This window comes from Phenylobacterium sp. (assembly GCF_016124325.1).
Classification (GTDB): Bacteria; Pseudomonadota; Alphaproteobacteria; order Caulobacterales; family Caulobacteraceae; genus Phenylobacterium.
In genome coordinates, this window is the sequence record NZ_WGNY01000019.1 from 273,321 (window position 1) to 288,426 (window position 15,106).

The 15,106-nt window shown below is 69.0% G+C and carries 17 protein-coding genes; 8 read left to right on the forward strand and 9 right to left on the reverse strand.

Features of this window, described 5'->3' with window-relative positions; translation table 11 throughout:
- Positions 1-11: 11 nt before the first annotated feature.
- The 4 genes from GC203_RS12085 to GC203_RS12100 form a co-directional block, all read right to left on the reverse strand.
- Positions 12-764, reverse strand: a complete 753-nt coding sequence (locus GC203_RS12085) for an ATP-binding protein (protein ID WP_293454626.1) — start codon at positions 762-764, stop codon at positions 12-14.
- 321 nt (positions 765-1,085) lie between these two features.
- On the reverse strand, positions 1,086-2,051 hold the full coding sequence (locus GC203_RS12090; RefSeq protein WP_293454629.1) for an alpha/beta hydrolase: 966 nt from the start codon (positions 2,049-2,051) through the stop codon (positions 1,086-1,088).
- Positions 2,052-2,155: 104 nt separating this feature from the next.
- Entirely contained in the window at positions 2,156-2,761 is a 606-nt protein-coding gene (locus tag GC203_RS12095; protein WP_293454632.1) for a hypothetical protein, read from the reverse strand.
- A gap of 141 nt (positions 2,762-2,902) precedes the next feature.
- Positions 2,903-3,835 carry a LysR family transcriptional regulator gene (locus GC203_RS12100; RefSeq protein WP_293454634.1) on the reverse strand — a complete coding sequence of 311 codons (933 nt, stop codon included), beginning with the start codon at positions 3,833-3,835 and terminating at the stop codon, positions 2,903-2,905.
- 31 nt (positions 3,836-3,866) lie between these two features.
- Between GC203_RS12100 and GC203_RS12105 the strand changes: the two genes are divergently transcribed.
- Entirely contained in the window at positions 3,867-4,616 is a 750-nt protein-coding gene (locus tag GC203_RS12105; protein ID WP_293454635.1) for an SDR family oxidoreductase, read from the forward strand.
- 27 nt (positions 4,617-4,643) lie between these two features.
- Positions 4,644-5,060, forward strand: coding sequence for a hypothetical protein (locus GC203_RS12110; RefSeq protein WP_293454637.1), 417 nt, complete (start codon positions 4,644-4,646; stop codon positions 5,058-5,060).
- Positions 5,061-5,146: 86 nt separating this feature from the next.
- On the opposite strand, the gene GC203_RS12115 is transcribed toward GC203_RS12110, so the two are convergent.
- Together GC203_RS12115 and GC203_RS12120 are read right to left on the reverse strand one after the other, a co-directional pair.
- Complete coding sequence (locus GC203_RS12115) at positions 5,147-5,548, reverse strand: hypothetical protein (protein WP_293454639.1); 402 nt, start codon at positions 5,546-5,548, stop codon at positions 5,147-5,149.
- 129 nt (positions 5,549-5,677) lie between these two features.
- A complete protein-coding gene (locus GC203_RS12120) occupies positions 5,678-6,136 on the reverse strand; it encodes a carboxymuconolactone decarboxylase family protein (RefSeq protein ID WP_293454642.1) in 459 nt (152 codons plus the stop codon).
- Positions 6,137-6,462: 326 nt separating this feature from the next.
- Between GC203_RS12120 and GC203_RS12125 the strand changes: the two genes are divergently transcribed.
- The 5 genes from GC203_RS12125 to GC203_RS12145 all read left to right on the forward strand — a co-directional run bounded on the left by GC203_RS12125 (position 6,463) and on the right by GC203_RS12145 (position 11,807).
- Entirely contained in the window at positions 6,463-7,218 is a 756-nt protein-coding gene (locus tag GC203_RS12125) for an SDR family oxidoreductase (protein ID WP_293454645.1), read from the forward strand.
- 230 nt (positions 7,219-7,448) lie between these two features.
- Positions 7,449-10,094, forward strand: a complete 2,646-nt coding sequence (locus tag GC203_RS12130) for a PAS domain-containing protein (protein ID WP_293454647.1) — start codon at positions 7,449-7,451, stop codon at positions 10,092-10,094.
- The gene (locus GC203_RS12135) at positions 10,091-10,735 is read left to right on the forward strand and encodes a response regulator (protein WP_293454650.1); all 645 of its coding nucleotides are present in this window, start codon (positions 10,091-10,093) and stop codon (positions 10,733-10,735) included. Before GC203_RS12130 ends, GC203_RS12135 begins: the two co-directional genes overlap by 4 nt.
- Positions 10,732-11,100: a response regulator gene (locus GC203_RS12140; protein ID WP_293454652.1), complete on the forward strand. Its 369-nt coding sequence runs from the start codon at positions 10,732-10,734 to the stop codon at positions 11,098-11,100. Before GC203_RS12135 ends, GC203_RS12140 begins: the two co-directional genes overlap by 4 nt.
- Before the next feature lie 17 nt (positions 11,101-11,117).
- A complete protein-coding gene (locus tag GC203_RS12145) occupies positions 11,118-11,807 on the forward strand; it encodes a response regulator transcription factor (protein WP_293454654.1) in 690 nt (229 codons plus the stop codon).
- A gap of 57 nt (positions 11,808-11,864) precedes the next feature.
- On the opposite strand, the gene GC203_RS12150 is transcribed toward GC203_RS12145, so the two are convergent.
- The gene (locus GC203_RS12150) at positions 11,865-12,464 is read right to left on the reverse strand and encodes a TMEM175 family protein (RefSeq protein WP_293454656.1); all 600 of its coding nucleotides are present in this window, start codon (positions 12,462-12,464) and stop codon (positions 11,865-11,867) included.
- Between the two features lie 359 nt (positions 12,465-12,823).
- Between GC203_RS12150 and GC203_RS12155 the strand changes: the two genes are divergently transcribed.
- A complete protein-coding gene (locus GC203_RS12155; RefSeq protein WP_293454659.1) occupies positions 12,824-13,438 on the forward strand; it encodes a TIGR00730 family Rossman fold protein in 615 nt (204 codons plus the stop codon).
- Positions 13,439-13,614: 176 nt separating this feature from the next.
- Here GC203_RS12155 and GC203_RS12160 read toward each other — a convergent pair whose 3' ends face one another.
- Together GC203_RS12160 and GC203_RS12165 are read right to left on the reverse strand one after the other, a co-directional pair.
- Positions 13,615-14,571: a fatty acid desaturase gene (locus tag GC203_RS12160; protein ID WP_293454661.1), complete on the reverse strand. Its 957-nt coding sequence runs from the start codon at positions 14,569-14,571 to the stop codon at positions 13,615-13,617.
- Positions 14,572-14,680: 109 nt separating this feature from the next.
- The gene (locus GC203_RS12165; protein ID WP_293454662.1) at positions 14,681-15,094 is read right to left on the reverse strand and encodes a RidA family protein; all 414 of its coding nucleotides are present in this window, start codon (positions 15,092-15,094) and stop codon (positions 14,681-14,683) included.
- Positions 15,095-15,106: the final 12 nt, after the last annotated feature.

Consider the following 15,106-nt stretch of genomic DNA (forward strand, 5'->3'; position numbering starts at 1 on the left):
GAGGCGTACGGTCATGTCGTCCCGGGCAGGCTCAGCGTAACCTTGGTTCCCTTGCGCGGGGCGCTGCAAGCGGTCGCACCGCCGCCCGCGGCCTGGGCGAAGCGACGCACCATCGCAAGGCCGAGACCTTCGCCGCGGTCGCCGCCCTTTGTGGTGAAGAAGGGCTCGAACGCGCACGACAAGGTTGCAGCGTCCATGCCCGAGCCGGTGTCGGTGATGCTCAGGACGACCCGTCTCGACGCTCCGGCGCCATCCCGATCCGCGGCCTCGATCGTCAGGATTCCGCCGTCCGGCATGGCGTCCCGGGCGTTGAGAACCAGATGGAGCAGCGCGGTCTCGAAATCGCGGCGGCGACAGGCGACCCGAGCGCAGGCCGGGCTGACCCGCAGGTCCACGCGGATCGTCTCTCCGGCCATCCATTGCAGGAGCGGTTCCAGAGCCGCCAGGCAGAGCGCGACATCCAGGTCTTCGACGCCTGCGCCATCCGTCCGGCGCGCGCCAGCGAAGAGTCCGATCAGCGCCGCCGCGCGGTCCAGCGATCGGAGGGCGGCGGCCACGAGCGGTTGATGGCTTTCCATGTTTCGCGGTTCGGATTGTCCGTCGAGGACGCGCGTCGCGCTGGAGAGCACCCGCATCATCTGATCCAGATCGTGCGTCATTCCGGCGGTCATCAGCCCAAGCGCTTCGCGGCGCAGGGCGTCCCGTTCGCCGCGTAACCCATCGCTTGGCGCGTCCGTCGGCTCAGGCTTGAAGCCAGTTTGCATGTTGCCACCTCGGGTGAAGGTCGGCCCCAAGGACCGGGATTGCCGACCGGCCCAGGTTACGGAGATCGTCGCGCCGTGCGCGACCCATCCTGGGGGCGAGGCCCGCCTGAAGTTTCGGAAGGTCGACCTGTCGGACGGGATGCGGCGAGACCGACGAGGGGCCTGCCCTGCCGTCTTGCCGGCCGATCGGCGTCACGGCCGAGTCGACAGACAAGCCCCCGGCGCAAGCGCCGGGGGTTCGAGGTTCGGCTCCGACAGGGCCGCCTCCAGGGGCGAGGTCGGCGCGGCCGGAAATGCGCCCGCGGCGCTTGCGCGCGGACCTCAGGCCTTGAAGAAGGCCAGCAGGTCCGCGTTGATGATGTCGGCGTGGGTCGTCGCCATGCCGTGCGGCAGGCCCGGGTAGACCTTCAGCGTCCCGTGCTTGAGGAGCTTGATGCCGATCAGGGCGGCGTCGGCGATCGGCACGACCTGATCGTCGTCGCCGTGCATCAGCAGCACCGGGACCTCGATCGCCTTCAGGTCGTCGGTGAAGTCGGTCTCCGAGAACGCCTTGATGCAGTCGTACTGCGCCTTGGCGCCGCCCATCATCCCCTGGCGCCACCAGTTGTCGACCATGGCGGGAACGACCTTCGCGCCGGGGCGGTTGAAACCGTAGAACGGTCCCGAGGCGATCTCGCGGTAGTTCTGGGCCCGGTTGGCCGCCAGGCCGGCGCGGAAGCCGTCGAACACCTCCAGCGGCAGGCCGCCGGGGTTCTTCGCGGACTTCACCATGATCGGCGGCACCGCTCCGAGCAGAGCCACCTTGGCCACGCGCCCCGGCTTCGCGCGCGCGGCGTAGTGGGCCGCCTCGCCGCCGCCGGTGGAGTGCCCCACGTGGATGGCGTTCCTCAGGTCCAGATGATCGGTGAGGTCGAACAGGTCGGCGACATAGGTGTCCATGTCGTTGCCGGTGTCGGTCTGGGTCGAGCGACCATGCCCGCGCCGGTCGTGGGCGATGACCCGATAGCCCTTCTCCAGGAAGAAGAGCATCTGGTTGTCCCAGTCGTCGGCGCTGAGCGGCCATCCGTGGTGGAACACGACAGGCTGGGCGGAAGAGGGGCCCCAGTCCTTGTAGAAGATCTGCGTGCCGTCGCGCACCGCCAGGATGTTGCTTCCGCGGGTCGCCGGACGACCGGGGGCGGCGCTGGCGCCCTGTGTTGTGGCGGCGGTCGCGGCGCCGACGGCGGCGATCCCGAGGCTGGCGGTCATCACCCCGCGCCTTGAGGTCTGGGTCTTGGGAGAGGTCATGGTGATTCCATTCTGCTGGGGCTTCACGCGCGGCTGTCGGAAGCTCCATCCAGACCTAGGAACCTCGCCTCCGAGTGACGATCCGGCCCGGGGCGCAGGACGTCCTATCCCCAGGAGGTAGGACCGCTGGACGTCAGGTCAGGCCCCGGCGCCCGGCGGCGACCATCTTGCGACTCTGGAGCGGTCAGGCGGCCAAGCATCGCCCGGACGTCCACCCGCTTCACGCCCTCTTCGGCGAGCAGGCGCCGGAACAGGCCGTTCGGCGACCAGACCCGATAGGGTCGGCCGAGGACAAAGGCCGCGAGACTGGCGCAGTTGGCCCAGCCGCGGAGCTGGCTGCCGTGGCCCGGCACGTCCTCCTCGACGAGGAGCGCGTCCCCCAAGGCGGCCCAGCGCAGGTACTTCACCGCCTGGTCGGCGCGGATCGACCGCACAAGCAACCGGGTCCACCACGGCTCGAACAGCGTCCAGGTGTCGTCGGCGTTCCGCCGCAGCATCAGCACGTGCTTGTGGGTGCGATGAACCAGGCGATGCCAGGCCTGGTGGCGAAGTCCCGGCACGAAGCAGACCAGCCAGCGCGCCGGGCCGAAGGTGACCGGCGCGCCATATGCGTCCACGTCCAGGCCGCTGACCTGGACGGCGGTCTCGGCTGCCGATGGGCGGTTGGGAAGGACCGCGTCCCGGATCCGCGCGACGACGCTGAGAGTCATGTTCCGCTCGAGGGCTGCTTGAAGGGCCATGCGAACCTAGGGCCCGGTCGCGGGGCGATCATCTATCCTCGGGGCGTGGCCGCTCTCGCCTTACGGCGAGACGGATGGCGCCATGTCGGCGGCAAGACGCTGAATGGGGCCTTAGCGCCAGCGCGGCATCTCGGCCTCGAGAAATCCGAACAACGCCTGCGCCCGCGACGGGACGGCGCGCCCGAAGGCGTGCAGGATCTGAACCGGCGCTGGCGGGAGCGGATGATCGGGCAGGACGACGACCAGTTCGCCCGACGCCAACTCGTCCGCGACCGAGGCCCGCAGCAATTGGGCGACGCCGAGCCCGTTGCGCGCGGCGATTCGCATCGCCTCGCCGCTGTCGGCGTCGAACGGACCCGGCGGCGGCGTGACCTCACGCCCTTCGATGCTGATCGGGTAGGGCCGGCCGCCAAGCAGGTAGCGGACGTGGGTGTGATCGGCGAGCGCTTCGACGCTGCGGGGTGCGCCGCGAACGACCAGGTAGCGCGGGGAGGCCACCAGGACCATGGAGAGCGCGCCGAGCGGCCGGGCGATCAAGCCGGTGTCGGGGACGCGGCCGACCCGGATCACCGCGTCGTAGCCTTCACGGATGAGATCGACCCGCCGGTCAGTCATGGTCACGTCGAGCTGAAGGCCTGGATGCGCCTGGTGAAAGCGCGTCGTCAGGGCGTCGACGAGCACGCGGCCGAAATCGGCCGGCATGCTGAGCCGCAGGCGGCCAGTGGCCGCGCCCGTCGGGTGGAGCACTTCCGTCGCCTCTTCGACGGCCCGCACCAAGGGCGCAATGCGCTCGAAATAGGCCTCGCCTTCCGGCGTCAGGGCGAAGGCCCGCGTCGATCGCACGAACAGCCGCGCGCCCAGTCGGCGCTCCAGCCGCGCCATGCTCTTGGACACCGCGGACGGCGTCGTGCCGATCGCCCGGGCGGCGCCGGTAAACGACCCGGCCTCAACGACGCGAATGAAGATGTTCAGGGCCTGCATTGCGGACATCTCGGAATGAATGATGCGCCAGGCGAAGGCCTGTAAGGCCAGACCGGCGCCCATCAATTGGAGGCCATCCCCAAGGAGGCATCCAATGACAAGACTTTCAAACAAGGTGGCGGTGATCACCGGCGGCAATAGCGGCATCGGCTTCGCCACCGCCCGCGCCTTCATCGCGCAGGGCGCCCAGGTCGTCCTGGTCGGCCGCCGCGCCGAAGCCGTGGAGGCCGCCGTGGCGGCGCTGGGCGCCTCGGCGACCGGGGTCGTGGGCGACGTGGCGGATCTCGCAACCCATGACAAGGTGGCCGACGTCGTGTCGCAGCGGTTCGGCGCCGCCGACATCTATGTGGCGAACGCGGGCGTCATCGACATCCAGCACAGCGCCGACGTCACCCCGGCGGACTACGATCGGCAGTTCCTCACCAACACGCGCGGAACGTTCTTCGGCGTTCAGAAGATCGTCCCGCGGCTGCGCGACGGCGGTTCGATCCTGCTCGTCAGCTCGATCGCGGCGCGGAAGGTGCTCGAGGGGCATGCGGTCTATGCCGGAAGCAAGGCGGCGATCGAGGCCTTCGCGCGCAGTTGGGCGTTGGAGCTGAAGGATCGCCGCATCCGCGTGAACGTCCTCAGACCCGGTCCGACGGACACGCCGATCATCGGCAAGCTCGGCGTGGAGGGGGATCGCCGGGCGGCCTTCGACGTCGAAATGGCGCGCGCGATCCCCTTCGGACGCCTGGCCGAGGCCGAGGAGCTGGCCCAGGCCGCGGTGTTCCTCGCCTCCACGGACAGCGCCTTCGTCACGGGCGTCGACATCGCCGTCGATGGCGGCGCGACCCTGGCCTGACCCCCATTGATCCCAGGAGTATTCCCAATGACCGACACATATGACCCCGCCATCGACGCCTTCATCCGGCGCGTCGTCGAGCACGGTAGCCACTACCGGATGGATCAGATGGAGCCCCTCTACGCGCCCGACCAGTCGATCCTGTTCGTCAGCGGCGAAGGGCGGGTCGAGCGTGTCCCACGCGCGGCCATGATGGCGGAGTTCGCGGCGCGCGGGGCGGCCGGCGATCCGCCGCTGTCCACCGAGCATCGCGTGCTCCACGTCGAGCAGCAGGGCGACCACGCCACAGCCCTGCTCTATCGGCGCATGAGTCCCGCCAGGCCGCCGGCGCTCTATGAGCTGCGGTTGCGCAAGGATCCCAAGGGTTGGCAGGTCGCGGGCGAGACCGTGGTGGCGTTTCCGCGGGCGGACGACGCCGACGACTTCCTGCCCCCGCGGATCTGACGTCGGGACGTGAACAGCCTCGCGGCCGGCGCAGACGCGCCGGCCGCGGGTCGCCGATCCGCGAGAGCGGACCCACGGCGCGCAGGTCAGGCGCGGCGATCCTGGCGCCACGACCACAGCGCCAAGAGGCCGGTCAGAATCGCGGGAAGGCTGACGGCGGGGAAGTCGCGCGACAGCGCCGAGGCCGAACAGATACCGACCGCGACCTCCCACAGGTGAAAGAGCGCATGGCCGCAGAGCCAGACCGCCGGGACCGTCCAGAATATGGTCCGCACCTCAGGCCGCTTCACGCCGATCGACAGGGTCAGGCCGAGAAGCAGGAAGATCAGCCCGATGTCGCGGATGAAATGCTGGTTGAACGGCCCCGTCGTGGTGACCCCGGGGACGGCGGCGTACCAGCCGCCGGGCGAGATCAGCATGAACGCGCCATTGGCGCCGGCGGCGAACGAGAGCAGCAGCGCGAGGCCGAGGCAGGCGGACTTCAGCATGGCGGTATCCTTCGGGGCTTGGGGCCGGGGCCCCTGCCGATCCGAAGACGCCTCTCTCCCGGGTCGGGGCGGGGGGAGAGAGGGCGTCTTCGCCGTTCCTGGCCGGGGGAGGGGCTCCGGAACGGACCGTCAGGCGGCTTTGCTCGCCGCGACGGGATGGGTGACACGCGCGGCGATCTGCAGCCGGTTCCAGGCGTTGATCTGGCCGATCAGCACCGACAGGGCGACGATCTCGCGTTCATCGAAATGGGTTTTCACCATCTCGAACTCGGCGTCCGGGGCGTGGGTTTCGGCGATGCGGGTCAGGGCCTCGGTCCAGCCCAGAGCGGCCCGCTCGCGGTCGGTGAACAGCGGCGACTCGCGCCAGCCGCTCAGCATGATCATCCGCAGGGGCGGCTCGCCGTGCGTCGTGGCGTCGACGGCGTGCATGTGGATGCAGAAGGCGCAGCCGTTGATCTGGGAGGCGCGCAGCCGCACCAGCTCGAGCAGTCCGTGGTCCAGGCCACTGTCGGCGAGGACGGTCTCGACGGCCATCAGGGCCTTGATCAGGTCGGGAGCGACCTTGAATGCATTGAAGCGCGGGCTCATGGGCGTGTCCTTCGGGGGCGTTGCGATGACCAGCCCAGAGTGCGGGGCGCGGCGGCATGGCGACCATCACCCATGGGCGGCGCGGCGCCACGCCCGGGGTCCAGGTCATCTCCGCCGTAGGTCGAGCGCCGACGCGCGCGCCGTTCGGTATGGCGACTGAGATCGAGGCGCCTCGACCCGGGGCCTCGACCCTGGGCGAGGCTCTGCAGCGCCTTCGGCCACCCACGCAGGCCTTGGCCTAACCCTTCGGTCGATACGCGGGCGCCTGGCGTCGGCCTAGCATGCGGCGGTCTCAACACACCCGCCCTTCACCGAGGAGAAGCAGGATGAAGTACGTCATCATCGGCGGCACCGGCCGGATCGGATCGCGCCTTGTCGCCAGCCTGAACCATCTCGGCCACGAGGCCGTCCCCGCCGCGCCGGAAACCGGCGTCAACACCGTGACCGGCGAGGGTCTCGCCGAAGTCCTGGCCGGCGCCGACGTCGTGGTCGATCTCGCCAATTCCCCCTCGTTCGCCGACGACGCGGTGATGGCGTTCTTCCAGACCGCCGGCCGCAACCTGCTCGCCGCCGAGGCGGCTGCGGGCGTGCGCCATCACATCGCCCTGTCCATCGTCGGCGCCGACCGGCTCCCCGACAGCGGCTACCTGCGCGCCAAGGTGGCGCAGGAGACCCTGATCAAGGCCAGCGGGATCCCGTACAGCCTGGTGCGGTCCACGCAGTTCCTCCCCTTCATTGAGGGGATCATCGCGTCGGCCCAGGTCGACGGCCGGATCCGTCTGTCGACGGCCCTGATGCAGCCCATCCACCCCGACGACGTGGTGGAGGCCCTGGCCGCCGTCGCCGTCGGCGCGCCGCTGAACGGCACGATCGAGATCGGCGGCCCCGAGGCCATGCCCATCAATGCGTTCGCCGAGGCGTACCTCGCCGCGACGTCGGATCCGCGCCGCGTCGTCGCCGATCCGCAGGCGCCCTATTTCGGGGCGGTGCTCGAGGAACGCTCCCTGACCCCGGGCCCTGGCGCACGTCTCGGAACGATCACGCTCGCCGACTGGCTGCGCACCTCCGTCGCGGCGGCCTGAGCGGATCGCGCACAGGTCCGCGCAAGGTTCGCGCGCACCGGCGGCCGGCGCGCTGCGCCCCGGCGCGCGGGGGGTGGGACGGCGTCGGCGACCGATGGGTTTCCATAGGATGCCGCTCGGCGCGGCGGGCTCTAGTCTGCGGCCGACCGGGACACGCCCTGTCGGAAGGAATGCTAGATTGGCGACAGGGTCGTGGCGGCGGATTGCGACTCCGACGGGAGGGCAGAGCCATGTCGGCCATCGCGACTGACGCCGAACCATCGGCGGTCGTTCGAGCGGCGAAGGTCGTCGAACAGGTGGTCGGCAACGCCTGGGCGACCGACGCCGGAGGCCGGTTCGTGTATGTCACCCCGAGCGTGCTGGACCTCTTGGGCGTCGCGCAGGACGACCTCAACCCGCCGTCCGACGATCCCGCCGCCGGCTGGGAGCGACTGACGCATCCCGACGACTACCCCGACGCCGCCGCGGCCTGGCGCCGCTGCCTGCGGACGGGCGAGCATTATCATGTGGCCCATCGCCTGCGCGACGCGGACGGGAGCTACCGTTGGAGCCGGTGCTCCGGCCAGCCTGTGCGCGATACGCGCGGCCGCATCCTCGGCTGGTACGGGACGGTGCTGGAGCGGAGCGCTGCGCCGGGGGCGGCGGAGCCGGCCGCCGTGAGGGCGGATCGTGACGACCCGGCAGGCGACACGCCGTCGGCCCTCACGCTCGTCCACCCCGACGACCGCAGCGGCGCCCTGCACGGCATCACCCACGCCTTCTGGACCGGCCGGCCACAGCCCGCCGCCCTGCGTCTCCGCGAGCCCGAGGGGGACTTCCACTGGGCGGAGGTTACGCTGGAACCGCCCCGGTACGCGTCCGACGGCCGCCTTCAATGGAAGGGCGACAGCGTCCCGATCGACCCGCCCGAGTCAGGGCCGGGACCCAGCCCCTTTGGAACCCGGGCGCTCACCGCGTCCTTCGACACCGAGGCCGAAGCGGCCCGGGCGATCCAGGTGATCGAGGGTCTCTTCGGCAACGCCTGGGCCATCGATCCTCGCGGCAAGGTGACCTATCTCACCACCTTCTCCCAGGTGAACATCGATCAGACGATCGGGGACGTGAACGCGGCGGCGGACGCCGGCCACACGGTCTGGAAGCCCCACACTCACCCCGATGACTACGACGGCCTGGCCGCAGCCTGGCGCCACTGCCTCGCGACCGGCGACAAGTTCTTCTACGAACACCGGGTCAGGCTTGCGTATGGCTACGCTTGGAACCGCAGCGTCGCCCAGCCGATCCGGGACCGACAAGGGCGCATCGCGGGCTGGTACGGGACGTCGATCACCACCGACGTCTACAAGAAGAACGAGGAGGCGCTGCGGGCCCGCGAACAGGAGTTGTCGCAGCTCGTCGATCTCGTCCCGAGCCACGTCTGGCGGCTGACGCCCGCCGGCGAGCCCACCTTCTTCAACAAGCGGATGGCGGACTATCTGGGCCGCGCCGGCGATGGAGAGGCGCTGACCGCGGGAGGACTGGAGGGCTTGATCGCCGCCGTCCATCCCGACGACCGGCAGGCATTCCGAGAAGGTCTCGGCGACAGCCTGGCGACGGGCGAACCATTTTCGCTGCGGTACCGGATGCGCCGGCACGACGGCGCCTACCACTGGATGTCCAGCCGCGCCGAGCCGCTTTTCGACGCCATGGGCGCGATCGTCCAATGGTACGGCGTGTGCCACGATGTCGATGAGCTGACGACGGCCCACCAGGCGCTTCGTGAACGCGAGAAGTTCCTCTGGCAGCTCGTCGAAACGTTGCCTGCGATGATCGACTGCGCCGCCCCGGATGGGGAACCGGTCTACCGCAGCCAGCAGCTTCGCGAGTTTCTCGGCTACCCCCTCGAGGTTCTCGACGAGGGCCATGGGTCGCGGCTCGCCCAGACCCTGGACGCCGGCGTGCATCCGGACGATCTCGCGGCGGTCAAGGCGGACTACGACCACGCGCTGCGGACGGGCGAGCCCTATGCGCGTCGACACCGGCTGCGGCGGTTCGACGGCGCGTATCGCTGGGTCGAGACGCGGGCGGCCGCCATGCGAGACGCGCACGGCGCAATCGTACAGTGGAACGTCATCTGTCTCGACATCGACGGGGAGATGCGCGCGCAGGAGGATCTGCGGCTCGCTCAGGAGCGTCTCGCACGGGCGAGCCAGGCCGCCAGTCTGGCCGAACTCTCCGCCTCGATCGCCCATGAGGTGAACCAGCCCCTGGCGGCGGTGGTCCTGAACTCCCAGGCCTGCCAGCGCTGGCTCACGGCGTCGCCGCCAAACCTGGAGCGGGCGCAGACCACCATCGAACGGATCATCCGCGATGCGAACGCCGCCGCGGATGTGGTGAGCCGAATCCGGGCCCTGTTCAGCCAGGCGGCCGGACCCCGCACCCACGCGTCCATCGGGGACCTCATCGCCGACGTGGGGCGGCTGATCGCGGATCGGGCGTCCCGTACGCGCGTGGAGATGACGGCGGACGTCGCAGAGGACTTGCCGACCCTCCTGTTCGATGTGGTCCAGATCCAGCAGGTGCTGGCCAATCTCATCCGCAACGCCATCGACGCCCTGGAGGACGGGGCCGCCGACCGCCCCCGATTGGCCGTTCGCGCCTTCCGCAACGGCGGGGTGGTCCAGGTCGAGGTGAGCGACAACGGCCCGGGCGTGCCGGAGACAGAAAAGGTGTTCGACGCCTTCTTCACGACGAAGCCCAGCGGCATGGGCATGGGGCTCGCGATCTGCCGCTCGATCGTCGAGTCCCACGGCGGACGCCTGTGGGCGGAGCCGAAGGCGGCGAGCGGCGGCGCGACCTTCGCGTTCACCCTGCCGATCGAGGCGACGGCGCCGTCATGACGTCTCTCCAGCCTCTGGTCCTGATCGTGGATGACGACGTTCGGGTCCGCGAAGCTCTGCGCGAGTTGCTCGAAGCCCACGGACTGGCCGTCGCAACCTATGGCTCGGCGGGCGACTACGCGCGAGCGGCGATGCCCGAGGGCGCCGCCTGCCTGCTGCTCGACGTCGAGCTCCCGGATATCAACGGCCTCGACCTTCAAGCCCAGCTGGCCGGGGGCGACCACCCGCCGATCGTCTTCATCACCGGCCATGGCGATATTCCCTCCTCGGTCCGCGCCATCAAGCACGGCGCAGTCGACTTCCTGACGAAGCCGTTCGGCGAGGCGGAGCTCCTGGCCGCCGTCCAGGCCGCGCTCGCGCAGGACGACCGCGCCCGGGCGGAACGCGCGGAGTTGCGCGGCCTCCAGGGCCGATACGGGAGCCTCACCCGGCGCGAGCGCGAGGTGCTGCCGCTGATCGTCAGCGGCCTGCTGAACAAGCAGGCCGCCGCCGAGCTGGGACTGAGCGAAGTCACCCTCCAGGTCCACAGGCGCAGCGTGCTGCGGAAGATGGGAGCCGACTCGCTGGCCGATCTCGTCCGGATGGCCCAGCGCCTGGAAATCCCCATCACCCATTCGCGTCGCGGAGAGAGGCAAGCGTGAGTAGCGCCAAGCGTACAATTGCGGTCGTCGACGACGATGCGCGGCTCCTGGAGTCGTTGGAGAACCTGTTCGAGTCCGCAGGCTATGTCGTCAGGACCTTCGCCTCGGCGCATGCGCTTCTCGAAGCTGGACTGAACGATCTCGACTGCCTCATCACCGACATCGGAATGCCCGGGATGGACGGGTTCCAGCTGCGGGAGGCCGTGGGCCGGACGCATCCGAAGATGCCGGTATTCCTGGTGACCGGGCGGCACGAGATCGGGGCGCAGCGCCCTGCGGAGGTCGCCGCCTCGTCAGGGCTTTTCCGCAAGCCGATCGATGGCCGGCTGCTGCTGGCGGCCATCGAGCAGACTCTCGAGGACTGAAGATGGGAGACGCGAGCATGCTGCATCAGACACCTCTGGCGGCGAATCCGGCGCCGCACGACACCGCGACGGATCAGGGCGTCGTCCTGGTCGTGGACGACGACCTGGCGGTGCGCGAAGGGCTCGCCGAGCTCTTGTTGTCTGTGGGCCTCGTCCCGAAATGCTTCGCGACGACGCGAGAGCTGCTGGGCTCCGGCGCCCTGGAACAACCGGGATGCCTCGTACTGGACGTGCGGCTTCCCGGGTCGAGCGGGCTCGACCTTCAGCAGCGGCTGGCGGCGGGCGGAAACGCCAAGCCCATCGTCTTCCTCACCGGTCACGGCGATATCCCCATGACCGTGCAGGCCATGAAGGCGGGCGCTGTCGACTTTCTGACAAAGCCGGTGCGGGATCAGGCGCTCCTGGACGCGGTCGCCACCGCGCTCGAGCGTGATCGGTCCCAACGCGAGCGCGCTCAGGTGGCGCGCTGCAACTCCGAACTCTACGAGACCCTGACGCCACGTGAGCGTGACGTGCTGGCCCACGTGGTCCGGGGACGGCTCAACAAGCAGGTCGCCTACGACCTCGGTATCAGCGAAGTGACCGTCAAACTCCATAGGAGCAATGGGCTGCGCAAGATGCGGGTGACCACGGTCGGGGCGTTGATCCGCACCTGGGAAACGCTGCCCGAGCACTTGCGTGGTGTTGAAACGCGATTGCCGGCCTAGCGGGCGGCGCGCCGCGGCGGACCCGGATCCGCGGCGAGGAGCGCGCGCCTAGCGCGGTCAGGTTTCCCCGTCGTCCAGGTCGGGAACCAGGAACACGCGACGCACTCGACGGTCCGGGATCAGCCACAAGGACGCGGCGCCTGCATACATCGACGCGCCCGCGGTTGGGCTCAGGAAGGATGCGCCGATCCCGAGCAGATATCCGGCCGCGGACGCCTTGCCCTTCCAGTCGCCGCCGACGGCGCGACGGAGGAGAGACCTGGCGCCCTGAGAGCTGATGATCGCAGCCTGCATGATGCGCCAGGCTAGGGCGCAGCTCAGCAGGGTGATCCCGTAAGTGGCCGCAGGCCAGGGGCTCTGCGGGTGCTCACCCATCCAAGCGGTCGAGAACGGAACCAGGGACATCCAGAACAACAGGTTCAGGTTCGCCCAGAGAACGGTCCCGGTCACCCTCGGCGCCAGCAGGAAGAAGTGGTGGTGGTTGTTCCAGTAGATCGCGATGAAGATGAAGCTCAGCCCGTAGCTCAGGAACGTCGGCAGGATCGCCAGCAACGCCTGCGGCGTGTCGCTCGCCGGCGGTCTCATCTCGAGCACCATGATGGTGATGATGATCGCCACAACGCCATCCGTCAGGGCCTTCAGTCGGTCGGAAGACATGATCGTGACCCCGATGTTGAGACGAAGCGGTGCGAGGCAGGCGTCCGCCTGGCCCTCGCCGCATCGCGCGCGGGGTGGCGGCGCAAGGCGATGACCTGATGGCTTTTCTGGCGAACATGGTGACCCGACGCTATCCAGCCGGGCGGCCGGCAAACCTGGCCATTGGCGCGGCCGCATGAGGTGTTTCGACGTCGCAAGGCCGTCCCTGGACGTGAACACCTTCGCCCTTGGACGAGTTCGACGGCGCCGTTCCGGGTTGGGCCCTATGGGACGCCGTCTGGCGTCCTTCCTTCCCATCGCAGACACCCCATGGAATTCCATAGGTTGCCGCAACCCATGCTCCGGGCGAATTCAGAGCCATGGACACGCGCCCCGGAACCCCAAAGACCTCGATAAGCCGCGTCTGTGTTTTCTGCGGATCGAATGCGGGACGTGACCCGCGGTTCCTGGCGGCCGCTCGAGACCTTGGACGAAGCCTCGCCTCTCGGGGGATCACCGTTGTCTACGGTGGCGCCTCCGTCGGGCTTATGGGCGCCCTCGCCGACGCCGCGCTTGAAGGCGGCGGCGAAGTTGTTGGCGTCATTCCGCAGGCTTTGCGGGACAAGGAAGTCGCGCATCTGGGACTTCGGGACCTTCGTGTGGTCGGCTCGATGCACGAACGCAAGGCGCTGATGGCCGAGCTCTCCGATGCGTTCGTCGCGCTTCCAGGCGGGATCGGCACGCTTGAGGAAGCGCTCGAAGTCTGGACCTGGGCTCAGCTCGGTCACCACGACAAGCCTTGCGCCTTCTACAATGCCGCGGGTTTCTTTGACGGTCTGCTTGGCTTTCTCGATCGGCTCGTTGACGCGGGCTTCCTGAAGCAGGCTCACCGCGAAATGCTTATCGCTTGCGACACAGTCGATGCGCTTCTGACCGCGTTTCAGACCTACAGCCCACCTCGAATGTCAAAATGGGCGATCGCCAACGTAACTTGAGCGGTGCGTCCAAGCGCTGCGTCCAGGTTTGAACTCCAGGGCTCTCTGGTCTTCCAAGCGGTTGGCCACTTGGCGCCGCCGCTTCAATTTCCACCAGGGGACGAATACAAACCTGCGTGGGGAATGCATCTGAAGGACCGCCCTTCGGTCCGATCTCAGCGCGCTTCTGGCGTTTCTCAGATGTTGGGCAGACCGGCCTCTTGTCGCGACAGATCGCGGGCGTGGCGGCCGACCAACAGGCCCTGGATCGGCGCGCCCTCGGCGATGAGTTTTGAGCGCAGTCGGCGATAGAGTTGGCCGTAGTTGTAGAACGGAATCCCGGGCCAGAGGTGATGAATCAAGTGCAGGTTCTGCTGCAGCAGCAGGACGCCGCCGCCGGGCCAGAGGCTGACCCGCGTGTTCCGGTAGCGCTGGGTCTGGTCGAACGGATGGTGCGGCAGCCACGAGAAGAAGATGTTGAGGATGAGGCTCGCCAGGCGGGTCGGGATGAACAGCAGACAGAGCCAGTCGAGAGTTCGGCCTGTGGCCATGGCGGCCGCGAGCAGGGCGAGCGTGGCGGCCGCGACGCCAGAGGCCTGCCAGACTTCAGAGCCGACGAGGTTTCCGGCGAGCTTCTGGTAGAGGCCCGGCGAGATGCGCTTCAGCAGGATGGGCGGGATTGTGGCCACGCAGACCACGCCAACCCACCATTTCAGCACCAATGCGGCGAGCGAGCCCTTGAGTTGCGCGTCCGGATCTTCTTCCGAGTTCGTGTGGGCGTGATGGAGCACATGAGTACGCAACAGGCTTGGCCAGTTGTAGCCAAGCGCCAGGGCGCCCAGCCAGCCGACCAGCGGATTGAGCCAACGCAGCCGCGGATGTCCGGGGACGAGGTTCCCATGGATGGCTTCGTGGACCAGGGTGTAGTGCGCGTAGGCAGTGAAGGTGAGCGTCGCCAAGCAGGCCCAGAGCGGCAGCACACGCGCCAAGCCCAGGCCGACAATCGTCCAATGGGCGACCGGTAGGGCCACGGCCATCGCGAGGGTGGGCCAGGCGACGGCTGGTGAGAGCGCCCGGGCGGCGTGCTTCTCTTCGGCCCGCGATAGGATGTCCGGGCCGCGGGTCGAACCCGGACTGTGCTCGCTCAAGGTCATGTGAAGTGTCCTTGCTCCCGCGAACCTGGTCTTCGGCGCTTGTCCCGGCCTCTCGCGGGGAGAGGTTCGAGAGGCCGGGATGGCGAACGCGGCCGGGGCGCGCGCCGCGTCAGGCGCCGCGGCAACCGGCGACCGCCACGGCGCGGATCTCGACGAGGAGTTCCGGCATCGCGAGTTGGGTGACACCGACGGCCGTCCACGAGGGATAGGGGCCGGGGAAGTATTGGTCCTTCACCTGGCTGAAGGCGGACATGTCACCGCGCAGGTCCGTGTGAAAGGTCATCAGCTCGACCACGTCGGAAAGGTTCGCGCCGGCCGCCTCGAGCACGGCCTTGAGGGCTTCGAAGGCCAGCTTCGCCTGGGCCTCCATGCCGACGCCGGGCGCCATCGTCGCGTCGATCCCCACCTGCCCGGACACCCAGATCATGTCGCCGACCCGGGTGGCGGGCGCGAAGTGATAGGCGTCGTACATCGGCTGGGTCGCGGGCGGGATGATCGTCTGGCGGGTCTTGGGCGCGCTCATCGGTTCGGATCC